We start from the raw sequence: 21598 nt of genomic DNA, 5'->3' as shown, positions 1-21598 counted from the left end.
ATGCTGGCCGAGGCCATGCAGAAGGTCGGCAACGAGGGCGTGATCACGGTCGAGGAGGCCAAGAGCCTCGACACCGAGCTCGACGTCGTCGAGGGCATGCAGTTCGACCGCGGCTACCTGTCGCCGTACTTCATCACCGACAGCGAGAAGATGCGGGCGACCCTCGAGGAGCCCTACATCCTCATCCACGAGAAGAAGCTGTCGACCCTGCAGCCGCTGCTCCCGGTCCTCGAGGCCGTCGTGCAGTCCGGCCGTCCGCTGCTGATCATCGCCGAGGACGTCGAGGGCGAGGCGCTCGCGACCCTGGTGGTGAACAAGCTGCGTGGTGGCCTGAAGATCGCCGCCGTCAAGGCGCCGGGCTTCGGTGACCGTCGCAAGGCCATGCTTGAGGACATCGCCATCCTGACCTCCGGTCAGGTCGTGTCCGAGGACCTGGGCATCAAGCTCGAGAACGTGACCCTCGAGATGCTCGGCAAGGCCAAGCGCGTGGTGATCAACAAGGAAGACACCACGATCGTCGACGGTGCCGGCAACAAGGACGAGATCCAGGGCCGCATCAACCAGATCAAGGCGCAGATCGAGGAGACCACCTCGGACTACGACCGCGAGAAGCTCCAGGAGCGTCTGGCGAAGCTGGCCGGCGGCGTGGCCGTGATCCGCGTCGGCGGTGCGACCGAGGTCGAGGTGAAGGAGCGCAAGGATCGCGTCGACGACGCGATGAACGCGACCCGCGCCGCGGTCGAGGAGGGTGTGGTCGCCGGTGGCGGCGCTGCCCTGCTGTTCGCGCTCAAGGCCCTGGCCAGCGTCCATCCCGAGAACGACGATCAGAAGGTCGGCGTCGAGATCGTGCGCAAGGCGCTGCAGGCTCCGGCCCGCCAGATCGCCGAGAACGCCGGCGTCGACGGCTCGATCGTGGTCGGCAAGCTCACCGAGCAGAACGACCCGAACTTCGGCTTCGACGCGCAGAGCGGCGAGTATGGTGACCTCGTGAAGAAGGGCATCATCGACCCGGCCAAGGTCGTGCGCACCGCGCTGCAGGATGCGGCCTCCATCGCCGGTCTGCTCATCACCACCGAGGCGATGATCGCCGAGAAGCCCAAGAAGGACGCTCCGATGCCGGCGGGCGGCCCGGGCGGCGGCATGGGCGACATGGACTTCTGATCGGCTTCTGCCGGTCGAGTTCGCGGCACCACCGGCTCGTCCGGTGGTGCCGAAAGGAAGGGCCCGCGGCCATGCTGCGGGCCCTTTCGTTTTGCCGGGCAGCCGCCCCTCCGGTCGTCAGCAGAGCAAAGGGTGGAAATAGGTTCCGGCCTCCACCAATACGCTGCCGCCCATGCCGAGCTTGAACCGGGTCAGATCCGGTGCCCGATCGGTGGCGATCCCGCCCAGGTCCAGCCAGCCGACTCCGCGCTCCTGCAGGGCCAGCATGCCTCGCCAGAGCAGGAGGCGCATGGCATCCAGCCGGCGGCCTTCCCGGTCGGCATAGCCGATGAGGTAGGTGGCGGAGCCGTGGTGGATCTGCAGCCAGATCCCCGCCACCGGTTGCCCGGCTGCCAGCGCCACCAGCACCAGGCGATCACGGCAGCCCGGGCTGTGCGCAGCGACGCGTTCCAGGAAGGACAAGGGGAGCGCCCGAAAGCCGGCCTCCCGTCGATGCTGCCGATGCCGGCTGGCCAGCCAGGCCAGCTCCGGCCCGTGATGCCGCTCCCGGACGACGAGTCGCTGCGCCTCGGCATGCGCCAACCGGTTGCGCCACTTGCCGTCCAGCGCCGCGCGCAAGGCGACAGGCGGCGGCGTCAGATCGATCCAGCACGTCGCGTGTCCCGTCACCACCGGCAGGCGGCGCGGCCGCGGCGGCCGGGGCGGGCTCCACAGCAGCAGGCCGCGCCCGAACTGCTCCCGCACCGCGCGAGCCAGGTCCCAGGCTTGCGCGGCGGCATCCTGCCCGGGAACCGCCAGCGGTCCGCGGCTGACCAGGACCAGCAGAACCGCGCCGATCCGGCGGGCCGCGGCCTGGGCGACCACCATGCCTCCGGGGTCTGCCAATCGCGCCACCCCACGGCCGAGCCCGGCCAGCGTCTCGCCATAGGCGAACGATTGCTGCAGCGGCACGCGGCCGCATGAGCGCAGCAGAGCGTCCCAGGCGCCCTCTTCACCTATGCGCGATGAAGCTGATAGAATTCTCACGCAAAAGTTGATACGACTGCGCCATGCCGCAATGCAAGCCCGCCATCGACCGCCGCTATCCCGCCCCGCGCCTGACCCGGTTCGGGGTGGTGACGATCATGCTCTATGCCGGGCTGCCGGTGCTCCTGCTCGGGCTCTGCCTGGATGTCCTGTTCTGGCTGGCATGGAGTTGATCGGGCCTGCTCAGGGACGAACCCGCCAATGGCGCATGAGTTCGCCATCCGGGCCGTCCAGCGGATCGCTCGCCGGCAGCGGCACCGCCGCGATCCGCGCTCGTGCCGCCTCGTCGCCGCTGGCATCCCGCACCAGGTCCACCTCCTCGCCCGGCGGGTAGGCGCCCACCACCAGCAGGTCATCGGATGCGCCCAGGTTCTGGTGGCCCACGCCGGCGGGGATGACCACGACATCGCCGGCCGTGAGTTCGACCTCGGTGCCGGTGCCGCCGCCCAGGCGCACCCGGGCACGACCGCGCGCGATGCCCAGCACCTCGTGATTGGTGGTGTGGAAGTGGGGGTAATCGAAGATCCCGTTGCGCCAGGACCGGCCCCAGCCGTTCTGCGCGAACCGCTTCTCGAACGCTGCGGGCCCGGCGTCGGGAGGAAGCGCGCCCTGCCACCAGATCAGCGGCAGGTGCGGATTGTTCGGCACACTGCCGGCATCCTCGAACCTGAGGGCCTGGCTGCGGTGTGGGGCCATAGGCGCAGCTCCTTGTCGGGGAGTTCCGGGATCAGGACGTTCTGGCAAAGCCGCTGGCGGCGCTTCCGGTTCCTCTGGCTGTTTTCCGTGAGAACCGCTAGTAGCGCGCAGATGCGTCGGCGGGACGAGACCCGGGTGCGACGGCGCTGACAGCCGGCGAAATACGGAGGCTTGAGGGTGCGGATCCTGGCGCTCGGAGCAATCGCGACGACGATCGCGCTGACCGGATGTGCGAGTGGGCCGGACGGGCCGGCACAGCCGGGAGGCAAGACCGCCACCGGTGCGGTGGCCGGCGCAGTGGTGGGCGGCGTGCTCGGCAACATCCTGGGCCACAAGGGCGTCAAGGGCGAGGGCACTGCGATCGGTGCTGCCATCGGTGCGGTGGTCGGCGGCGGCATCGGTTACATGTTCGACAGCCAGGAGCAGCAGTTCCGCAAGGAGCTCGCCCGGGAAACCCAGTCGCGCCAGATCGAGATCGAGCGGGTCCGCCAGGACGCGCTGAAGCTGGTGATGCCGTCCGAGGTGATGTTCCCGTTCGACAGCGCCGTGCTCCAGCCGGGCTACCAGACGACGCTGCGCAAGATCGCCGACGTGCTGAACAGCTACCCGGAATCCACGGCGACCATTACCGGCTTCACCGACAGCACCGGGTCGGAGAGCTACAATCTCGACCTGTCCAAGCGCCGGGCGGAAGCGGTGCGCACTGTGCTGATCAACGACGGCGTGGCGGCCAACCGGCTCACCGCGCAGGGCCGCGGCAAAGCCGACCCGATCGGCGACAACGCGACCGAGGCTGGCCGGCAGATGAACCGCCGCGTCGAGATCCTGGTGCAGGGCGGCTAGCCGCCCTGACAGGACCGGCTCCCGCTCAAGGGCTCAGCGGCGCTCCCACGATATACTCGCGCATCGCCTCGGCCTCGAACTGGATCTCGTCGATCCGGTGCTTGACCACGTCGCCGATGCTGATGATGCCGGCCAGCCGACCCTCGTCGTCGACCACCGGCAGGTGACGGATCCGCCGGTTGGTCATCACCGCCATGATCGAGCCGACCTCGTCCTGGGCCACGCAGGTGACCACCTCCCTGGCCATCACCTCGGTGATCGCCACCTCCACGACGCTCAGGCCACGCTGGGCGATCGCATCCATGATGCCGCGGTCCGAGATGATCCCGTCGATGCGGCGCCCATCCTCCGAGACCACCAGCGAGCCGACCCGCTCCTTGTGCATGCGCTGGATGGCGTCGGCCACCGTAGCGCCCGGTCGGATCGTGCGGACCTCGCGTCCCTTGCCTGCCAGGATCGAGTCGACGTTCATCGGACGGTCCTTTCTCGGCTTCTGATCTGGCTACGGAGCAGTTTGATCTTGGCTGCCGTCCGACGACAAGTGATTTGCCGGTCATCCGGCCGGACCCGGGCGTTCCCGCTTGCGCAGCCGATGGGCTCCATGGCGAGATGTTTCCAGGCAATATGGGGGCATCGATGAGCGAGGACGCACTGACCCCGGTGGATGTCCGGGACTGCTATGGCGAGCCGTCGGTCCTGGCCCGCGACAAGGTCATGCCGCGGCTCGACGGGCACGCGCGAGCGTTCATCGCCCGGTCGCCCTTCGTCGTGCTCGGCACGGCCGATGCGGATGGCCGCCAGGACGTCAGCCCGCGCGGCGACCCGCCGGGCTTCGTGCGGGTGCTGGGCGAGCGGACGCTGGCGCTGCCGGACCGGCCCGGCAACCGCCGCATCGATTCGCTGGCCAACGTGGCGAGCCAGCCCAACGTGGCGCTCCTGTTCATCGTTCCGGGCTTCGACGACACGCTGCGGGTCAATGGCCGTGCCAGGATCAGCCGGGACCCGGACCTGCTGGCCAGCCTGGCGGTGGACGGCAAGCCGGCCTTGTCCGCCCTGGTGGTCGAGGTCGAGGAAGTGTTCATGCACTGCGCCAAGGCGTTCATCCGCTCCAGGCTCTGGAAGCCCGACGCGCAGCAGAACCGCCGCGAGTTCCCGTCGCTCGGCCGGATCATCGCCGACCAGGTTGCCGGCGTGGATGCGGCGGCCGCCGATGTCGCGATCGACGAGAACTACCGTACGGAGCTCTACTGAGCCGGCACCGCCGCCAGAAGTTGACAAAGTCATAAGCCCGTAGGGCTGGGCCGGCTGGCGCTGCGACGGGCCTGCGCTAAGGTTCGGGCGGAAACGAACAACGCCTCGAGCCGAACATGCAGCTGCGCACCGTCCTGCCGGCGCTGCTCCTGTGCCTGGTCGCCATGCCGGCATGGGCGTGGCCGGCCCTGGTGGAGCGCGTCATTGACGGCGACACCATCCTGGTCCGCGCCGATCGCCGCACGTTCACCGTGCGCCTGTCCGGCATCGACGCGCCCGAGCGTGGACAGCCGGGCGGGGTCCAGGCTGGTCAGGCACTGGCAGAGCTGGTGGCGGGGCGGAGCGTCGAGGTGGTGCCCGAGGGGCGGGATCGTTATGGCCGGGTCGTGGCGCGGGTGGAACTGGCCGGCCGCGACGTCGGCACCATCCTGGTCCGCACCGGCCATGCCTGGCAGTTCACCCGCTACGATGACGGGCCGGTGCTGCGCCAGGCCCAGCAGCAGGCCCGCAGCGAGCGCCTGGGTGTGTGGGCGGATCCGGATCCGCTGCCGCCCTGGCGTTGGCGCGACAAGGACCAGCCGGTGACCGCCAGCCCCTCCAGCCGTGACGCGTGCAGCCCGGCCCCGCGCTGTACCGCCTTCGCGTCCTGTGCAGAAGCCATGGCCTGGGTCGGCCGCTGCGGCCCCGGCCGCCTGGATGGCGACGGCGACGGCGTGCCCTGCGAGGCGATGTGCCGCCCGACCGGCTGAGCGGGGGCTGCTAGCGCAGGTTGGGAATGCGGTGCCGGCTGGCGGAAACGGTGAACCCTGCGATCACGTCCATCAGGCACAGGATCAGGATCAGCGCATAGGTGCCGGTGCCGAACCGGTCGAACAGGAGAAATTCGAGCAGGACGATGGCGAGCAAGCCCATCGACAAGGCCCGGTCGAAGAACGGGCGGTCGATCCGCAGGCTCTTCCAGATCTCCAGATAGAGCAGGACGATGCCGATCATGACCAGCAGGTCGCCGAACTGCAGCGCCAGGAGCGCGCCGGACGGCAGGTAGAGCCGGAACAGGTCCCACTCGACCCCTGCTCCGGTGAGCGCCATGAAGTTGTAGGCCCCGACCACCAGGATCAGGAGAGGAACCGCGCTGACCATGCTCACCTGCTCGGATCGATGCATCTGGGTCAATTTGATGAGGCGACCGCGCCGCGACAAGCTGCCTGCCTCCTTGACAGGAGGGCGCTGGGGCAGGCGGGCCACCGGCGTCAGGACGGAACACGATGGTGACGCTTGCGGCAGAGCGGCCACCCCCTAAAAGATGGCCGAAGCTCATTTGCAGGGAGTAGCGCTCGATGAACCGGATCGACCTCGCCGGCCGCCGTGCCGTCGTCACCGGCGGTGCCCAGGGCATCGGCCGCGCGGTGGTCGAGCGCCTGTTGGACAGTGGGGCCGCCGTCTCGATCTGGGATCGCGACGACAACACCCTGCAGCTCACCATCCATGACCTCCACCAGCGCGGCAAGGTGCATGGCGCCTGCATCGACCAGACCTCGCTGGAATCGGTCGAAGCCGCGACCAAGGCCAGCGTCGAGGCGCTGGGCGGGATCGACATCCTGGTCAACAATGCCGGGATCGCCGGGCCGGCGGCACCGCTCTGGGAATATCCGGTCGACGCGCTGCGCCAAGTGATCGATGTCGACCTGACCGGCGTGTTCTGGTGCTGCCGCTGTGTAGTGCCGCTGATGATCCAGCAGAATTACGGCCGGATCGTGAACGTGGCCTCGGTGGCCGGCAAGGAAGGCAATCCGAACGCGGCACCGTACAGCGCCGCCAAGGCCGGGGTGATCGCGCTCACCAAGTCGCTGGGCAAGGAACTGGCCGGCTACAACATCGCCGTCAACGCGCTCACTCCCTCGCCGGCCAAGACCCGGATCCTGGACCAGATCACGGAGGAGCAGGTGAAGTACATGCTGGCCAAGGTGCCGCGCGGCCGGTTCGTGGAGACGGCCGAGGCGGCGGCGATGGTCGCCTGGCTGGTGTCGGCGGAGAACAGCTTCACCACGGGTGCCACGTTCGACCTCTCCGGCGGCCGCACCACCTACTGACCCGGCCGCATGGCCGCCATGCCCGAGCTGCTCTCGACGTTCGCCACGGCGCTGGTCGCCTTCCTGGTGATCATCGACCCGCTCGGGCTGGTGCCGATCTTCATCGCACTGACCCGCAATGCCGACCCGGAGCAGCGCCAGCGGATGGCGCTCAAGGCGGTCGTCGTCGCCGCCTGCGTGCTGGTCGCGTTCGCGCTGGTCGGTGAGAACCTCCTGCGCTCGATCGGCATCGGCATCCCCGCCTTCCGCATCGCCGGCGGCATTCTGCTGCTGCTCGTGGCACTTGAGATGGTGTTCGAGCGACGTACCCAGCGCCGCGAGAACACCGCCGACCATCTCGCGGACGAGCGCATGGAGGGGCAGCCGGTCGCCGACATCTCCGTCTTCCCGATGGCGGTGCCGCTGCTGGCCGGGCCCGGCGCCATCACCACGGTAATCCTGCACATGGGCAGCCGGGCCGACTCCTGGCCGCATCAGGCGGCGGTGATGGCGGCCTTGCTGGTGACGCTCCTGGTGGTGGCGATCTCGCTGTTCCTGGCCAGCCGGCTCGGCCGGTTCCTAGGCCCGACCCTGATCAGCGTCTTCTCCCGCCTGCTCGGGCTGCTGCTCTCGGCACTGGCGGTGCAGTTCATCATCGACGGGATCAAGCGCGCCTTTGGCATCTGAGCTGAGATACGTGGCAGCGCTGCATCAGCGTATGCACGTCGGCATGGTTGAGTCGTCATTCAATATTGCATTTCGTTAATGATAATGCGACTATCCGTCCATACATGATGGCGATGCGGGATTCTCGCAGAGCATGTTCCAAGGGGTGCCAAGTGGCCCCGGCAGATGATCATGCGCCCGAAAAGGCGCAAGCATGTTCAGGTGATAACTCGGCATAGGTTGATCGGACGTACGGGTGGCGAAACGCATCGCCCACATTTTCACTTGAGCCTGATTGACGGCCACCCGTACGTTTCTCTTTCCCAAAGCACGGTTGAACTGCGCCAGACGTCCTCAGGCGGCCTGCTCCCCGTAATACAGGCTCATCGTGTGCTTCGCCTCGGCGAAGAACAGCCAGCGCTCGACGAGCGTGCCGGTCAGGGTCGCCGCGGCGGCAAGGGCGGTGAGCAGGACAGCGAACCATGGGCTGGGCGCCCATGCTGCCACCAGGATGAGCAGCCATGGCACGGCCAGCCCCAGCACCAGTGCGATCTGCCGAAGCCTGGCGGCGTGCTTGCGCGCGACGCGGAAGCCCATTTCCTTCATCAGATAGTTGGAGCTGGTATGCGGCGGCTCCAGGAGCCGGACCTTGCCGAGCGGGGCGAGCCCGGTGGCGCTGCCGATCGTGGCGGAAGGTGATGCCAGATCGCCTGAGCGCCACCACCACCACTTGACCGCCCAGGCGAGCGGCAGGGTGAGCAGGGCCAGGAGATGGAAGGCCGGGATCGCCAACTCCACCCATGGCCCTGCCAGCAGTGCCGCCAGCACGGAGCCGCTCGCCAGCGCCAGACAGAGATAGACGGGCGTGGTGGTCGGCTGGTGCCAGCGCGGGATGGGCGGCAGCGACTGGTAGATCATCCCGGTGCAGACCACGGTCACGGCCGCGCCCGTTGCCGCCAGCAGCGCCAGCGGCCAGGGCGCCCGGCCGCCGAACACCCAGAACAGGGCGAGCAGGCCCGCCGGCAGGAAGGTCAGGAGGGCGGCGACGCCTTCCCGCGACAGCCAGGAAGAGCGCCACTGGCTGACCGCCCGCCAGGCCCGCTCCTTGCGGCGCAGGTGACCGAGCGAGGCCACGAGGCCGGCCGTGATCAGCGCGAGCGCCGTGCCCAGACCCAGCAGGCCCGGGAGCGGTGCCGGCGGCACGATCCCCAGCAGCACGGCGAGCCCCAGGACGAACAGGAGCCCGTAGCCCGCGCCGGACAGGGTGGAGAACAGCAGGAGGGAGGGAGCCGGCTGCATCGTCAGTGCATCCCGGCTGGAGCGACTGCAGGCGTCATCAGGAGAGGACCTTGTCCAGCCAGCCGAGGAAGCCGCCGTTCGGCGAGGCATCCTCCAGCGCCGCTTCCGGCTGGCCGTCGCCGCGCCGGCCCGGCCGCGGCGGCAGGTACTTGTTGGTGGGGCGGTAGCCGAGCTCGGCCATCAGGTCGAAGCCACCGCGCTCGGCCACCAGCCGGCTCACCTTGCTGTCCGGATCGGCGAGGTCGCCGAAATGGCGCGCCGTGGCCGGGCAGGTGCGCACGCAGGCGGGCTCGCGCTCCGATTCGGGCAGATCGGTGGCCTCGATCCGGTCCACGCAGAGCGTGCACTTCTTCATGACACCTGCCTGGCTATCCAATTCGCGGGTGCCATAGGGGCAGGCCCAGGCGCACAGGCCGCAGCCGATGCACTTGTCCTCGTCCACCAGGACGATGCCGTCGGCCGCCCGCTTGAACGAGGCGCCGGTCGGGCAGACCGTCACGCAATGGGCATTCTCGCAATGCAGGCAGGACTTGGGGAAGTGGACCATCCGGCCGTCCGCGCCCGAGCCGGCCTCGAAGCCGTGCACGCGGTTGAGCCAGGTGCCGGACGGCCCCGCGCCATAGGCCGGCTCGTCCGCGAGCGGGGCGCCATAGCCGCCGGTGTTCCATTCCTTGCACACGACCACGCAGGCCTGACAGCCGACGCAGGTGTCGAGGTCGATCACCAGGCCCAGGCGCCGGGGCGACGGCGCAGCGGGCAGCATCGTCATCGGCTGGGCCTCCAGGGGCGGAACCGGCTGCCATAGGCGACCTGGTCGGGTGCCGGCGGCTGGCCGGGCGGGCGGGCGATCGGCGGGAAGACCGGATGGACCCGCTCGTCCGGGCGGACGACCTTCTCGATCCGCACGGTCAAATCATACCAGGCGGCCTGGCCGGTAACCGGGTCGGCATTCGGATAGCGCTGGCCGTCCGCCCTTGCCGGCAGAAGATCGTCGATCAGGTGGTTCAACAGGAAGCCGCGCCGGGCTTCGTTGGCATTCTGGTCCAGCCCCCAGGTGCCGGCGCGCTTGCCGATCGCGTTCCAGGTCCACACCGTCTGCCCGTTCACCCCTTCCATTACCCGGACCTGGACCTGGATGGCCCCGTGGCGGCTTTCCAGCAGCACCCAGTCGTCGTCCGCAAGCCCGTGCCGTGCCGCTTCCGACGCCGGGATGTAGAGCCGGTTCTCGGCCAGGATCTGGCGGAGCCAGACATTCTGCGAATGCCAGGCATGGTACATCGCCATCGGCCGCTGGGTGATCGCGTGCAGGGGAAAGCGGTCGCGGTCGGCGGCTGCGTCGAACGGCGGGTACCAGAACGGCAGCGGGTCGAAATAGGTGGCGATCCTGGCGCGGTGCCGCTCGGGCGGCAGCACCTTGCCCAGGCCCTGGCCGGCCAGCCGGAACTTCTGCAGGGGCTCGCTGTAGAGCTGCACGGTCAGCGGGCCCACAGCCGGCATCATGCCGGTGCGCACCGCGAACTCCTGATAGTCCTTGTTGAAATGCTTCATGAACCGCGCGGACGGCGGCAGCTCCTCCTGAAAGAAGCAGCCATGCTCGATGTAGCGCTGGAGCTGGTCCGGGTTGGGCGGCCCCTTGCCGGTGAGCGACCCATCCTCGCCGCGCCAGCCGGCGAGCGGGCCGATGCCGGGGGTGCGCTCGTGGCGGACCATGTAGTCGGCATAGGAGTGGTAGCGCGGGTTGCCCTCGCCATCGGTGAAGGCATCCAGGCCCAGGCGCCAGCCGAGCTCGATCAGCACGTCCTGGAAGGGGCGCACGTCACGGTCGGGGCTGAGCACCGGCTGGCGGATCGAATCCTGGATGGCGTCGGCCGAGCCGATCGGCCGGTCCAGGAGCGAGATGCAGTCGTGCCGCTCCAGATAGGTCGTGTCGGGCAGGATCAGGTCGGCATAGGCGACCGTCTCGGAATAGAAGGCGTCCGAGTAGATGATCCGCGGGATGACATACTCGCCGCTCGCCGGATCGACCTCGGTCAGCCAGTCGATCGTTTCCTTGGTGTTCATGGCCGAGTTCCAGGCCATGTTCGCCATGTACATGAAGAGCGTGTCGATCCGATACGGATCGCCGCGCCGGGCATTGCCGATCACCAGCTGCATCAGCCCGTGGGCGGAGAGCGGCGCCTCCCAGGAATAGGCCTTGTCGATCCGCACCGGCTCGCCGGCATCATCGACCAGCAGGTCCTCCGGGCCGAGCGGGTAGCCCAGCGGCATACCCGGCAACGGCCGGCCGGGGTGGATGTGCTCCGGCTTGCCGGCGGGCTTCGGGCCGGGCGGGATGGTCTTCGGATAAGGGGTCTCAAAGCGGTGGCTGCCCGGCGTGTCGAGCGCACCCAGCAGGGCCTGCAGGAGATGGAGCGACCGGCAGGTGTGGAAGCCGTTGCTGTGCGCGCTGATCCCGCGCATCGCATGCATCGCCACCGGCCGGCCGACGAACCGCTCGTGGCGTCGGCCCCACACGTCCGTCCAGGGCGTCTCGACCACCACCGGCTGCCCGAACGCCGCATCGGCCAGTTCCGCCGCGATCCGCCGGATGGTAGCGGCCGGGATCCCGCAGCGATCCGCCACCTTCTCTGGCGCAAAGTCCGGCTGGCCATAGCGACGCGCTATCAGCTCGAACACCGGCCGTGCCACGCGGCCGTCCGGCAACCCCACCAGGCCCGCCAGCATCGGGTCGACATCGGCGGCTTCCGCCGGCTGCAGCGTGCGGGTCGCGAGGTCCATGCAGAGCGGGCGGCCCTGCTCGTCCCGGGCGAACAGGCCGTCGCCGTCCGTGCCTGCGGCCTCCACCACCAGCCAGCCGGCATTGGTGAAGCGCTGCAGATAGGGGATGTCGACCTTGCCGGCGCGGAGCAGCTCGTGGATCAGGGCCATCACGAACAGGCCGTCCGTGCCCGGCGTGATCGGCAGCCATTCGTCGGCAATCGCGGAGTAGCCGGTGCGGACCGGGTTGACCGAGACGAACTTGGCACCCCGCTCCTTCAGCCGGGCCAAACCCAGCTTGATCGGGTTGCTGTCATGGTCCTCGGCCACGCCGAACATCAGGAAGTAGCGGGCACGCTCGTAGTCTGGCTCGCCGAACTCCCAGAACGAGCCGCCATGGGTGTACATGCCGGCAGTCGCCATGTTCACCGAGCAGAACCCGCCATGTGCTGCGAAGTTGGGCGTGCCGAACTCCTTGGCGAAGAAGCCGGTGAGTGCCTGCGACTGGTCGCGGCCGGTGAAGAAGGCGAGCTTCCTGGGATCGTCGTAGCGCACCCGCGACAGCCAGCCGGTCGCGATCTCCAGCGCCTCGTCCCAACCGATCGGCCGGAACTGGCCGCTGCCGCGCGGGCCGCTGCGCAGGAGCGGCTGCCGGAGCTTGGCCGGCGAGTGCTGCTGCATGATGCCGGCCGAGCCCTTGGCGCACAGCACGCCGCGATTGACCGGATGGTCGGGATTGCCGTCGATGAAGCGCAGCTCGCCGTCCTGCAGATGCACCCGGATGCCGCAGCGGCAGGCGCACATGTAGCAGGTCGTGGTCCTGATCTCGTCCGCGGCGACCCGTTGCCCGCCCCGTGTCACGTCCGGCATGCGTCCAGCCGCCATCCATCATTCCTCTGGAGGCGCGTCCTGGACGCGCCTCGGCCACCACCGACGAGAGGTTAGGCGGCGAAACCGCCCTTGGCGAGCACGCTATCCGGAAGGCGCTGGACTCGAAAGCGGGAGCCGGCTCGAGCCAGCGGCATCGCAAGGACGCATGGAACCAATGAGGCACAGGAAGGTTGCGTTGGTCAAATGCATATCACCTGCGTGGTTTTGTGCATTGCAGCAATCGCCCGAGTCTGGTTGGGTTGCTAGTGTCGTAACCATGGCTCGACGTCGCCCCTGACCCGCAGGCCGGCAACGGAAAGATCGCACGCGCGGTCGTTCCGCCGCTGCCGGCTGGAGACGAACCGCCATGATCTCTGCCGCCGCCATCCCGGAACGACGTTCAGCAGCGTCCGCCACGGATTCCAGGGCCACCTGGCGCTGGATGATCGCGTTCCGCTTCCTGCTCATCAACGCAGTGGGCTTCGCCCTGGTCGGTGCCGCCTGGATCGCGGGCATCCTCGACCCGGTCTTCGCCACGGACAGCACCCATCTGGTGAAGCTGATCGTCGCAGTGTTCGTGGTGGGGCTGGTCTGGTCGGCGCAGCGCGCTTTGATGCTCGCCCGCGAGCTCAATGCCCTGGACCAGGCGAACCCGGCCGAGGACAGCCGGGTGGGACAATGGCTGCGGGCTACCCTGCGCAGCGACGCTGGCATGCGGGCCAACCTCGCCGCCGCCCTCAAGCTCAAGATCGCCCAACGGATCGCTTCGGTCCGCCACCTTGCCGGCACGCTCGTGCTGCTGGGCCTGATTGGCACGGTGGTCGGCTTCATCCAGGCACTTTCCGGCGTTCAGCCGGACAGTGTCGGCGACGTCGCGGCGATCCCCGGCATGGTCTCCAGGCTGCTTGAAGGCATGGCCACCGCACTCTTCACGACCCTGGTCGGCTCCGCCCTGAACATCTGGCTGATGCTCAACTATCGGCTTCTGGAGGCGGGCAGCGTCCACCTGCTGGCGCGACTGGTGGAGCAGGGAGAAGCCAATGCGCGTGCTTGACGAGTCCGAGGACGACGCGGCCGACACCGTTTTCCGCGACACCATCATGCTGGCACTGGCTGGCTTCGTCACCGTGGTGATCATCATGCTCGCGCACATCCGGCCCGAGGCCAAGGCGGCCGCCACCGCCGAAGCGGCGGCCATGCCCGGCAACGTCATGATCGAGGCGCATTGGGCGGGTGACCTCGATACCGACGTCGACCTGTGGGTACAGGGGCCGGGCGACGTACCGGTTGGCTACTCCAACAAGGGCGGTGGCCTGTTCAACCTGCTGCGCGACGATCTGGGCAAGCAGATGGACCTGTCCGGCCAGAACTACGAGGTCAGCTATACGCGCGGCATCCTGCCGGGCGAATACACTGTCAACCTCCATCTCTACCGCAACCGCTCCAACCTGCAGTCGATCCCGGTCAAAGTCGTCGCCAGCGTCAAGAAAGACGGGAACGAGGTCTCCAGGCAGATCCTGGTAAGCGACACCCAGCTGGACCGCGAGGGTCAGGAGAAGACCGTGTTCCGCTTCCGGCTCGATGACGAGGGGGGACTTGTCCAGGACAGCGTGACGACGCTGTTCCGCCCGCTGCGTTCAGGGACCAAGACATGACCACCCTCACCCTCCTGTTCATCGTTTCGGTGCTGCTGACTGCCGGGCTGGTATCGGCGGTCCTGTGGTCGCGCCATCGGACCACGGTGAAGCTCGCCGCGCTCGCCGGCCTGCTCTGTTTCCTGCCGATCGGCTATGCCGCCTACGCGGACCTGCTCAGCCGGCCAAAGCCGGTGGCGCTGGAGTGGTGGCACCGCAATGCCGAGGAGGCCACGGTGATCGGCCAGCAGCTGCGCGAGGGCGAGGGCCTGTTCCTCTGGCTGCAGTTCTCCGCCGATCCCGAGCCCCGCGCCTATGTCCTGCCCTGGGACGGCAAGCTCGCCGAGCAGCTCCAGATGGCCTGGGAGGAGGCACAGAAGAACGGGACAGGCGTGCGCATGAAGCTGCCGTTCGAGGCGACCTTGGACGCGCGCGAACCCAAGTTCTATGCGCTGCCGCAGCCCCAGCTCCCGTCGAAGGACCGTCCGGCCGAGCAGGCGCTGCGGGTCGAGCCGCCCGGCGAGGACGCCTGATCGTTTCCACAGTCACGAGGTCCGTTGCCGGGGACGTCCCGACGCGCTACCGGCAACCCCTATGAATGGCGCCTTTCCCCGCGACGGCTGGCTGCTCCTGTTCCCGCCGCTGTTCTGGGCGATCAACTCGGTGGTCGGCCGGGCGCTGGCCGGGCACTTTCCGCCGATTGCCCTCTCGTTCAGCCGCTGGTCGCTGGCGTTCCTGATCCTGTTGCCGTTCGCGCTCGGGGTCATGCGGGGCCAGGGCAGCGTGCTGCGCCGGCACTGGCCGGCCCTGCTCGCTCTGTCCCTCCTGGGGGTGGGGCTCTACAATTCCCTGCTCTACACGGCACTGATCACCTCGCAGCCGGTCAACGTCCTGCTGATCGGGGCCACGGCGCCCAGCTTCGTGCTGCTTGCGGAGGCGGCACTGGCCAGGCGCCTGCCCGACTGGCGTGCCGTGCTGGCGACACTCCTGTCGATCGGCGGCGTGCTGGCGGTCGGCACGGGCGGCAGGCTCGCCAACCTGGCTCATCTCCAGTTCGCCCAGGGCGACCTGGTGATGATCGTGGCCACCCTGGTCTGGGCTGCCTACACGCTGGTGCTCAAGCGCGCCCGCCCGCCCATGCCCATGGCCCCCTTGCTGCTCGTGCAGATCGGCGTCGGGGCCGTCCTGCTCCTGCCGGCCTTCCTGGTGGAATGGCTGGTGTTCCAGCCGGTGATGCGGCTGGACGGACAGGTGGCGGCGAGCCTCGTCTATGTCGCGATCTTCCCCTCGATCCTGGCCTATCTGTGCTGGGACCGGGGCGTGGCGGCCGCCGGCGCCCAGGTCGCGGTAGTGCTGGCCAACCTCACCCCGATCCTGGCGGCACTGCTGGCCTGGCTGTTCCTGGGCGAGGCGATCGGACCGCAGCACCTGATAGCTGCGGCCATGATCTTCACCGCGATCCGCCTGGCGACGGCAGCACCGAAGGAAGCGCTGGCGAGCTAGGCCGGCGCCCGGTGCACGGGTGGGCGTGCGGCTTTTTGCCGGAAGTTGCGGCAAAACCCCGAAGTCATACTCGCACTGTCATCGAAGCTGTGGCAGGAGTGCCCGCGGAGCAGGCAGGCGGATGCGCGGGGTCGGCGTGCGCGAATGCCTCCGGGGCTCACCGGACAACAGGGCCGCAGGCGGGGCAGCATGCCCGCGCCATCGCACGATCAACGACAGCTTGGAGATCAACGTGGCTAGCAACAGGCTAGAGGAGAAGCTGGAGCGGATCCGCAAGGATTCGACCGTGAAGGACTTCGCGATCTGCGACGCGAAGGACGGCGACATGGGCGGCGGCATCCCGATGCCGGGTGCGGTGCGCGGTGCGGACGGCAAGCCCACCGGCAAGTGGAAGACCCGCGAGGCCCACCTCCAGCAGATCCGCGACATCGTCCGCCAGGACATCGTCGATCTGATGCTGGTCTCGGTCTCGACGCTCGAGATCCTGAAGGAAGAGGGCCTGTTCGAGGGCAGCCGGGTCGGCACCGCGATCCGCGCCAACGACACCACCGAGATCAAGGGCCCGCGCAACAGCCAGTACCGCAAGACCGCGTCGCTGCCATTCCGCACCGCCGAGATCCCGCATGCCATGTATGGCCGGCTCGACGTGGAGCCCGGCACGCCGCCGACCCTCACCGATCTGGGCCTCTACTCCGTCACCTTCGTGGGTGATGCTGAGCAGGACCGCGAGGCGCTCAACCACTATCGCGATTTCCGCGCCGAGGCCGAGGAGTGGGGCTTCAAGCACTTCCTCGAGGTGTTCAATCCGAACGTCGGCTTCGAAAACAACTCGATCGAAGAGATCGGCGACTTCGTCAACGACAGCATCCTCCATGCCATCGCCGGCGTGCCGCGGATCGCGCAGCCGCAGTTCCTGAAGATGCCGTTCAACGGCCCCAAGGCCCTGACCGAGCTGGCCGAGTACGACCCGCGCCTGATCGTGGGCATCCTGGGCGGCGGTGCCGGCACCACCCGCGACACATTCGAGCTCCTGGCTGCCTCGCAGAAGTACGGCGCACGCCTGGTTCTGTTCGGCCGCAAGATCAACCTGGCCGAGCACCCGCTGGCGATCGTGAAGCTGATGAAGGCGATCGTGGATGGCGAGACCAGCCCGGCCGAGGCGGTCAAGGCTTATCATGGTGAGCTGGAGACGGCCGGCATCCGCCCGTTCCGGGACCTGTCCGCGGACATGGAGATCACGGAGGCCGTCCTGAAGATGTGATCCCGCCAAGGGACTGCATCCAGCAGAACCAGGAGGGCCGCCCGGCAACCGGGCGGCCCTTCGCCGTTTCTGGGGGCCGGCTCAGCCGATCAGGCGCATGGCCTGCTCGACCGCCAGCCGGTCCGGCATCCCGTCCCAGCCATCGCCGGCCTGGCACTTGAGCCCGGCTGCCGCCGTGGCGAAGCGGATCGCCCGCTCGATCGGCATGCCTTCCGCCATGCCGCCGGCGAACGCGCCATGGAAGACGTCGCCGGCTCCGGTGGTGTCGCGGCAGGCCACCTGGATCGCCGGCACGTGGAGGAATTCACCGCCGACCCACCAGACCGAGCCTCTTTCGCCCAGGGTCACGCCGAGATCGCGCCCGATCCGGGTGCTCAGGCCCTCCAGGCTGGCCCGGTCCGGTGCGGCACCGCCGGCCAGCTTGGCGAACGCGCCCTCGGACAGGATCGGGTAGGTGGCGAGATGGGAGAGCTGCAGCAGCCGGTCGCCGGCGCGGCTGTCCTCGCCGTCGAACACGCTCGGCACGTTCGAGCCCTGGGCTGCCTCCAGGACCGCAAGGGAGCCCTCGATCCAGGCGGAATCGGCCAGCACGGCGCCGGCACCCTGGAGCCGGTCCAGCGGCAGCCTGCCGGCCGGGCGCTCGAACAGGTCGGCGCCATGGGCCACGATCAGGCGCTCGCCCTGCCGGTCGACCATCACGATCGCGAGAACGGTCTGCGCGTCCTCCACCATGGCGAGGCCGCTGACATCGACGCCATGCCCAGCGAGTGCCTCGCGGGTCTGCATCCCGTCGGCGTCGTTGCCGACATTGCCCCAGAAGGCCGCCGGGATCCCGAGCCGGCTGCAGGCGACCGCGCCGGTCCCGGCCGGGCCGCCATTGCGCCGCGTCCGGCTCTCCGCGAGGATCTTGTTGGGTTCGCGCGGAATGACATCGAGCTGGAAGACGAGATCGACGACGGCTGCCCCAAGGCAGATGACCGGGCCGCGTGCCGCCGCCATCAGGTGCCCTCCACGCTGCGCAAACCGTCGCGACCGGCGCCATTCTGGCGCACTTGATGCATGTGAATACGCTCCCTAGATCATGCTCGCTTTTCCGCAGCATGCCCGCCGCCTCGTCGGAATGCCACTGGCACCGAGGCAGGGGACGCTCCGGCCGAAGCCTTGCTGGCTCACGGGCCCGCGCCGATGCCTCCGGGCAGGCTGTAGGAACTTCATCTCTGACCAGAGGTTCTGACGCAGGCTGCTGTCGCAAGGCTGAAGCATGAAGATCGCCCAGATCGCCCCCCTGATTGAAAGCGTTCCCCCCCGTCTGTACGGCGGCACCGAGCGGGTCGTGTCCTGGCTGACCGACCAGCTCGTCGACATGGGCCACGAGGTGACCCTGTTCGCCTCGGGTGATTCGCTCACCAAGGCGGAACTGGTGCCGTGCGTTGAACGTGCCCTGCGCCTGGGTGGCACCCATGACGACCATGTCCTGGCCCACCTCGCGATGATGGACGAGGTCGCCAGGCGCGCGGACGAGTTCGATGTCCTGCACTTCCACATCGACGGCTTCCACTTCCCGCTGTTCCGCCGCCATGCATCGCGTGTCTTCACCACGCTGCATGGCCGCCAGGACTTGCCGGCCCTGCGCGGCTTCTATCGCCGGTTCCCGGAATATCCGCTGATCTCCATTTCCGACCACCAGCGCCTGCCAGTGCCGGAGGCGAACTTCGTCGCCACCATCCATCATGGCCTGCCGGTGGATCTGCACCAGCCGACCTTCCAGCCTGAGGGCGGCTACCTGGCCTTTCTCGGGCGGATCTCGCCGGAAAAGCGCCTGGACCGCGCGATCGAGATCGCGACACAGGTGAACATGCCGCTCAAGATCGCGGCAAAGGTCGATGTCGCGGACGAGCGCTACTTCCGCGAAGTGATCCAGCCGATGCTCGACCGGCCGAACGTGACCTTCGTCGGCGAAATCGACGAGCGCCAGAAGACCCGCTTCCTCGGTGATGCCCTGGCACTTCTGTTCCCCGTCGACTGGCCGGAGCCATTCGGGCTGGTCCTGACGGAAGCCATGGCCTGCGGCACGCCGGTGCTGGCATTCAGGTCCGGTTCTGTTCCTGAAATCATCCAGACTGGCGTGAACGGGGTGATCGTCGATTCCATGGACGAGGCGGTGGCACAGCTCCCGCGGGTGCTGCAGCTGGACCGCAGGGAGGTGCGTCACACGTTCGTCCGGCGGTTCTCCGCGGAGCGGATGGCGTCCGAGTATCTGGACCTGTTCCGCGCCGCGACCGAGCGGCCGCTGGTCCGCAAGGTGCAGGAGCGGCCTGACGATCCTCTCATGGCGATGGCCAGACCCGCCAAGACGAGGACGCAGGTTCTGAGCTGAGGGACGCAGCCATGCTGCCCGTCGATCCAACGTCATCCGCGGGTCAGACGCCATTCTACATCGCGGCCGTCGGCCCTAGCTCCCGGCCCCGCCACACCCTCAAGCAGGGCGACACCTTCGCGGTGATCGATTCGCACGGCGAGATCGGCATCTCCGCGGGAGGGCCGGATGGGGTATTTCACGACGGTACCCGGCATCTTTCCCGCCTGTCCTTCGAGATCGACGGGGCAGCGCCGCTGGTACTGGGCTCGGGGATCACCGAGGACAATGCCGGGCTGGTGATCGAGCTGACCAACCCGGACATGCTCCGGGACGGTCGGCCCTACCTGCCCAAGGACACGGTCTATTTCAGCCGGTTCTTCTTCCTGTGGGACGGCGTGCTGCACGAGCGCTGCTCGATCCACAATCATGGGCTGGAACCGGTCCGCTTCACCCTGACCTACCAGTTCGAGGCGGATTTCGCCGACCTGTTCGAGGTGCGGGGCCTCCATCGCCCCATCAGGGGCATACGGCGTGCCCCCTCGGTGGAACCGAACGGGGTCACGCTGACCTATCTCGGGCTGGACAAGGTCGAGCGCCACACCCGTCTGCAGTTCCGCCCGGCTCCGACGGCGCTCGACAGGCGGATGATCCGGTTCGACATCAGGCTGGAGCCGGGGGGACGCTGCTCGCGCTTCATCACCATCGGCTGCAATCAGCATCCGGCAGCCGACGAGCTCGCCTTCCTCGGCAACATCAAGCGGGCCAGGCGTGTCGCCCAGCGGGCGCGGCAGCGTGCACCCCAGATCGAAATCGCCAACGAACGGATCAACCAGGTCTTCGACCGCTCGCTGGCCGACCTGTGCATGCTTTCCACCGACACGCCGCAGGGACCCTACCCCTATGCCGGCATTCCCTGGTACTCGACCACGTTCGGGCGCGACGGCATCCTGACCGCCATCGAGGCGCTCTGGGCGGATCCGATGATCGGCAAGGGCGTACTCTGCCGCCTCGCCGCGTTGCAGGCGACCAACTACGACCCGAAGTCCGACGCCGAGCCCGGCAAGATCCTCCACGAGATGCGCGGCGGCGAGATGGCCGCCCTGGGCGAGATCCCGTTCCGCCTCTATTACGGCAGCGTCGACTCGACCCCGCTCTTCCTGATGCTGGCCGGGCTCTATTTCGAGCGCACCGGCGACATCGACACGATGCGCCGGCTGTGGCCGAACTTCCAGGCGGCACTGGCCTGGATCGATGGTCCGGGCGATCCCGATGGCGACGGGTTCGTCGAATATCATCGCGCCACCGAGACCGGCCTGGACAACCAGGGCTGGAAGGACTCGCACGATTCGATCTTCCATGCCGATGGCCGGCTCGCGAAGGGACCGATCGCGCTGGTCGAGGTTCAGGCCTATGTCTTCGCCGCCAAGCTGGCGATGGCCAAGGTCGCGGCCGTGCTGGGCGAGCCGGACATGGCGCAGCGCCTGCGCAACGAGGCGGAGAGACTGCGCTACCGCTTCGAGGATGTGTTCTGGTGCGAGAAGCTCGGCACCTATGCGCTGGCGCTGGACGGCGACAAGCGGCGCTGCGAGGTGATCAGCTCCAATGCCGGCCATGTCCTGTTCGGTGGCATCGCCTCGGTCGAGCGCGCGTGTTCGGTGGCGCGGGTGCTGCTCGACAATGCATCGTTCTCGGGCTGGGGGGTGCGGACGATCGCCCAGGACGAGCGGCGCTTCAACCCGATGTCCTATCATAACGGCTCGGTCTGGCCGCACGACAATGCGATCATCGCGTTGGGCTTTGCCCATTATGGCCTGAAGCGAGAAGTGTCGCGGATCGTGGACGCGATGTTCGACGCAGCCTGCTGGATGGAACTCAGCCGCCTGCCGGAGCTGTTCTGCGGCTTCCGCCGTCGGGAGCGGCGCGGCCCCACCCTCTATCCGGTCGCCTGCGCCCCGCAGGCCTGGGCGGCGGCAGCTCCACTGGCCTTCCTGCGCGCCTGCCTGGGCATGTCGTTCGATCCCGACGAGCACCGGGTACAGTTTGTCGAACCCTATCTGCCGTCACAGTTCCAGCGCATCAAGATCCGTGGTCTGGATCTGGCTGGAAGCAGGCTCGACGTGGACATCCGGGGCAGGGGACGAGACATCTCCGTCGCCGTGACTGACCGCACCGGCGCTGGTCACGCCATCCTCGTGCTGTAACG

The 21598-nt window shown here is 68.3% G+C and carries 22 protein-coding genes; 14 read left to right on the top strand and 8 right to left on the bottom strand.

Features of this window, described 5'->3' with window-relative positions:
• A partial coding sequence (gene groL, locus VNS22_RS11020) for a chaperonin GroEL (protein ID WP_325732331.1) occupies positions 1-1161 on the top strand: 1161 nt, incomplete at its 5' end.
• Positions 1162-1278: 117 nt separating this feature from the next.
• On the opposite strand, the gene VNS22_RS11015 is transcribed toward groL, so the two are convergent.
• On the bottom strand, positions 1279-2112 hold the full coding sequence (locus VNS22_RS11015) for a GNAT family N-acetyltransferase (RefSeq protein ID WP_325732329.1): 834 nt from the start codon (positions 2110-2112) through the stop codon (positions 1279-1281).
• Between the two features lie 98 nt (positions 2113-2210).
• Between VNS22_RS11015 and VNS22_RS11010 the strand changes: the two genes are divergently transcribed.
• Positions 2211-2360 (top strand): hypothetical protein, encoded by a 150-nt coding sequence (locus VNS22_RS11010; protein ID WP_325732327.1) that lies wholly within the window; start codon positions 2211-2213, stop codon positions 2358-2360.
• A 10-nt stretch (positions 2361-2370) separates the two neighbouring features.
• Here the strand turns inward: VNS22_RS11010 and VNS22_RS11005 are convergent, their stop codons facing one another.
• Positions 2371-2883 carry a cupin domain-containing protein gene (locus tag VNS22_RS11005; RefSeq protein ID WP_325732325.1) on the bottom strand — a complete coding sequence of 171 codons (513 nt, stop codon included), beginning with the start codon at positions 2881-2883 and terminating at the stop codon, positions 2371-2373.
• A 177-nt stretch (positions 2884-3060) separates the two neighbouring features.
• On the opposite strand from VNS22_RS11005, the gene VNS22_RS11000 reads away from it, so the two are divergent.
• Positions 3061-3726, top strand: a complete 666-nt coding sequence (locus tag VNS22_RS11000) for an OmpA family protein (RefSeq protein WP_325732333.1) — start codon at positions 3061-3063, stop codon at positions 3724-3726.
• 25 nt (positions 3727-3751) lie between these two features.
• On the opposite strand, the gene VNS22_RS10995 is transcribed toward VNS22_RS11000, so the two are convergent.
• Positions 3752-4198 carry a CBS domain-containing protein gene (locus VNS22_RS10995; protein ID WP_325732323.1) on the bottom strand — a complete coding sequence of 149 codons (447 nt, stop codon included), beginning with the start codon at positions 4196-4198 and terminating at the stop codon, positions 3752-3754.
• A gap of 164 nt (positions 4199-4362) precedes the next feature.
• On the opposite strand from VNS22_RS10995, the gene VNS22_RS10990 reads away from it, so the two are divergent.
• Together VNS22_RS10990 and VNS22_RS10985 are read left to right on the top strand one after the other, a co-directional pair.
• On the top strand, positions 4363-4977 hold the full coding sequence (locus VNS22_RS10990) for a pyridoxamine 5'-phosphate oxidase family protein (protein WP_325732321.1): 615 nt from the start codon (positions 4363-4365) through the stop codon (positions 4975-4977).
• A 116-nt stretch (positions 4978-5093) separates the two neighbouring features.
• Positions 5094-5726, top strand: coding sequence for a thermonuclease family protein (locus tag VNS22_RS10985; protein ID WP_325732320.1), 633 nt, complete (start codon positions 5094-5096; stop codon positions 5724-5726).
• 10 nt (positions 5727-5736) lie between these two features.
• On the opposite strand, the gene VNS22_RS10980 is transcribed toward VNS22_RS10985, so the two are convergent.
• Positions 5737-6117 (bottom strand): hypothetical protein, encoded by a 381-nt coding sequence (locus VNS22_RS10980; protein ID WP_325732319.1) that lies wholly within the window; start codon positions 6115-6117, stop codon positions 5737-5739.
• A 197-nt stretch (positions 6118-6314) separates the two neighbouring features.
• Here VNS22_RS10980 and VNS22_RS10975 point away from each other — a divergent pair, with 197 nt between their 5' ends.
• Together VNS22_RS10975 and VNS22_RS10970 are read left to right on the top strand one after the other, a co-directional pair.
• Positions 6315-7067 carry an SDR family NAD(P)-dependent oxidoreductase gene (locus tag VNS22_RS10975; RefSeq protein WP_325732317.1) on the top strand — a complete coding sequence of 251 codons (753 nt, stop codon included), beginning with the start codon at positions 6315-6317 and terminating at the stop codon, positions 7065-7067.
• Positions 7068-7085: 18 nt separating this feature from the next.
• Positions 7086-7733 carry a MarC family protein gene (locus tag VNS22_RS10970; RefSeq protein ID WP_325732315.1) on the top strand — a complete coding sequence of 216 codons (648 nt, stop codon included), beginning with the start codon at positions 7086-7088 and terminating at the stop codon, positions 7731-7733.
• Between the two features lie 333 nt (positions 7734-8066).
• Here the strand turns inward: VNS22_RS10970 and VNS22_RS10965 are convergent, their stop codons facing one another.
• From VNS22_RS10965 to VNS22_RS10955, 3 genes are read right to left on the bottom strand one after another with little or no spacing between them, the layout of a single operon-like run.
• On the bottom strand, positions 8067-9011 hold the full coding sequence (locus VNS22_RS10965) for a dimethyl sulfoxide reductase anchor subunit family protein (protein ID WP_325732313.1): 945 nt from the start codon (positions 9009-9011) through the stop codon (positions 8067-8069).
• A 37-nt stretch (positions 9012-9048) separates the two neighbouring features.
• On the bottom strand, positions 9049-9780 hold the full coding sequence (locus tag VNS22_RS10960; RefSeq protein ID WP_325732311.1) for a 4Fe-4S dicluster domain-containing protein: 732 nt from the start codon (positions 9778-9780) through the stop codon (positions 9049-9051).
• Positions 9777-12653: a molybdopterin-dependent oxidoreductase gene (locus VNS22_RS10955; protein ID WP_325732309.1), complete on the bottom strand. Its 2877-nt coding sequence runs from the start codon at positions 12651-12653 to the stop codon at positions 9777-9779. Before VNS22_RS10955 ends, VNS22_RS10960 begins: the two co-directional genes overlap by 4 nt.
• Before the next feature lie 352 nt (positions 12654-13005).
• Here VNS22_RS10955 and VNS22_RS10950 point away from each other — a divergent pair, with 352 nt between their 5' ends.
• From VNS22_RS10950 to VNS22_RS10930, 5 genes are all read left to right on the top strand, one after another.
• Positions 13006-13692, top strand: a complete 687-nt coding sequence (locus VNS22_RS10950) for a MotA/TolQ/ExbB proton channel family protein (protein WP_325732307.1) — start codon at positions 13006-13008, stop codon at positions 13690-13692.
• Positions 13679-14293, top strand: a complete 615-nt coding sequence (locus tag VNS22_RS10945) for a hypothetical protein (RefSeq protein ID WP_325732305.1) — start codon at positions 13679-13681, stop codon at positions 14291-14293. Before VNS22_RS10950 ends, VNS22_RS10945 begins: the two co-directional genes overlap by 14 nt.
• The gene (locus tag VNS22_RS10940; RefSeq protein ID WP_325732303.1) at positions 14290-14805 is read left to right on the top strand and encodes a hypothetical protein; all 516 of its coding nucleotides are present in this window, start codon (positions 14290-14292) and stop codon (positions 14803-14805) included. Before VNS22_RS10945 ends, VNS22_RS10940 begins: the two co-directional genes overlap by 4 nt.
• A 61-nt stretch (positions 14806-14866) precedes the next feature.
• The gene (locus tag VNS22_RS10935; protein ID WP_325732301.1) at positions 14867-15775 is read left to right on the top strand and encodes a DMT family transporter; all 909 of its coding nucleotides are present in this window, start codon (positions 14867-14869) and stop codon (positions 15773-15775) included.
• A 232-nt stretch (positions 15776-16007) separates the two neighbouring features.
• Entirely contained in the window at positions 16008-17036 is a 1029-nt protein-coding gene (locus VNS22_RS10930) for a hypothetical protein (RefSeq protein ID WP_325732299.1), read from the top strand.
• A gap of 81 nt (positions 17037-17117) precedes the next feature.
• Here the strand turns inward: VNS22_RS10930 and VNS22_RS10925 are convergent, their stop codons facing one another.
• Entirely contained in the window at positions 17118-18035 is a 918-nt protein-coding gene (locus tag VNS22_RS10925) for a PfkB family carbohydrate kinase (protein ID WP_325732297.1), read from the bottom strand.
• Positions 18036-18297: 262 nt separating this feature from the next.
• Here VNS22_RS10925 and VNS22_RS10920 point away from each other — a divergent pair, with 262 nt between their 5' ends.
• Together VNS22_RS10920 and VNS22_RS10915 are read left to right on the top strand one after the other, a co-directional pair.
• Positions 18298-19413, top strand: coding sequence for a glycosyltransferase family 4 protein (locus VNS22_RS10920; protein ID WP_325732295.1), 1116 nt, complete (start codon positions 18298-18300; stop codon positions 19411-19413).
• Between the two features lie 11 nt (positions 19414-19424).
• Positions 19425-21596, top strand: coding sequence for a glycogen debranching N-terminal domain-containing protein (locus VNS22_RS10915; RefSeq protein WP_325732293.1), 2172 nt, complete (start codon positions 19425-19427; stop codon positions 21594-21596).
• Positions 21597-21598 lie beyond the last annotated feature (2 nt).

The sequence above is a fragment of the Geminicoccus sp. genome (assembly GCF_035556675.1).
Classification (GTDB): domain Bacteria; phylum Pseudomonadota; class Alphaproteobacteria; order Geminicoccales; family Geminicoccaceae; genus Geminicoccus.
Note: the sequence above shows the minus strand (reverse complement) of the source record. Positions and strands in the feature narration are given on the sequence as shown.

Coding starts and splice junctions, on each gene's coding strand:
- VNS22_RS10995 (WP_325732323.1), bottom strand. CDS start 4,198: ATGAACGTCGACTCGATCCTGGCAGGCAAGGGACGCGAGGTCCGCACG.
- VNS22_RS10940 (WP_325732303.1), top strand. CDS start 14,290: ATGACCACCCTCACCCTCCTGTTCATCGTTTCGGTGCTGCTGACTGCC.
- VNS22_RS10945 (WP_325732305.1), top strand. CDS start 13,679: ATGCGCGTGCTTGACGAGTCCGAGGACGACGCGGCCGACACCGTTTTC.
- VNS22_RS11010 (WP_325732327.1), top strand. CDS start 2,211: ATGCCGCAATGCAAGCCCGCCATCGACCGCCGCTATCCCGCCCCGCGC.
- VNS22_RS10920 (WP_325732295.1), top strand. CDS start 18,298: ATGAAGATCGCCCAGATCGCCCCCCTGATTGAAAGCGTTCCCCCCCGT.
- VNS22_RS10960 (WP_325732311.1), bottom strand. CDS start 9,780: ATGACGATGCTGCCCGCTGCGCCGTCGCCCCGGCGCCTGGGCCTGGTG.
- VNS22_RS10985 (WP_325732320.1), top strand. CDS start 5,094: ATGCAGCTGCGCACCGTCCTGCCGGCGCTGCTCCTGTGCCTGGTCGCC.
- VNS22_RS10975 (WP_325732317.1), top strand. CDS start 6,315: ATGAACCGGATCGACCTCGCCGGCCGCCGTGCCGTCGTCACCGGCGGT.
- VNS22_RS10950 (WP_325732307.1), top strand. CDS start 13,006: ATGATCTCTGCCGCCGCCATCCCGGAACGACGTTCAGCAGCGTCCGCC.
- VNS22_RS10980 (WP_325732319.1), bottom strand. CDS start 6,117: ATGGTCAGCGCGGTTCCTCTCCTGATCCTGGTGGTCGGGGCCTACAAC.
- VNS22_RS10925 (WP_325732297.1), bottom strand. CDS start 18,035: ATGGCGGCGGCACGCGGCCCGGTCATCTGCCTTGGGGCAGCCGTCGTC.
- VNS22_RS10970 (WP_325732315.1), top strand. CDS start 7,086: ATGCCCGAGCTGCTCTCGACGTTCGCCACGGCGCTGGTCGCCTTCCTG.
- VNS22_RS10990 (WP_325732321.1), top strand. CDS start 4,363: ATGAGCGAGGACGCACTGACCCCGGTGGATGTCCGGGACTGCTATGGC.
- VNS22_RS10965 (WP_325732313.1), bottom strand. CDS start 9,011: ATGCAGCCGGCTCCCTCCCTCCTGCTGTTCTCCACCCTGTCCGGCGCG.
- VNS22_RS10915 (WP_325732293.1), top strand. CDS start 19,425: ATGCTGCCCGTCGATCCAACGTCATCCGCGGGTCAGACGCCATTCTAC.
- VNS22_RS10955 (WP_325732309.1), bottom strand. CDS start 12,653: ATGGCGGCTGGACGCATGCCGGACGTGACACGGGGCGGGCAACGGGTC.
- VNS22_RS11005 (WP_325732325.1), bottom strand. CDS start 2,883: ATGGCCCCACACCGCAGCCAGGCCCTCAGGTTCGAGGATGCCGGCAGT.
- VNS22_RS10935 (WP_325732301.1), top strand. CDS start 14,867: ATGAATGGCGCCTTTCCCCGCGACGGCTGGCTGCTCCTGTTCCCGCCG.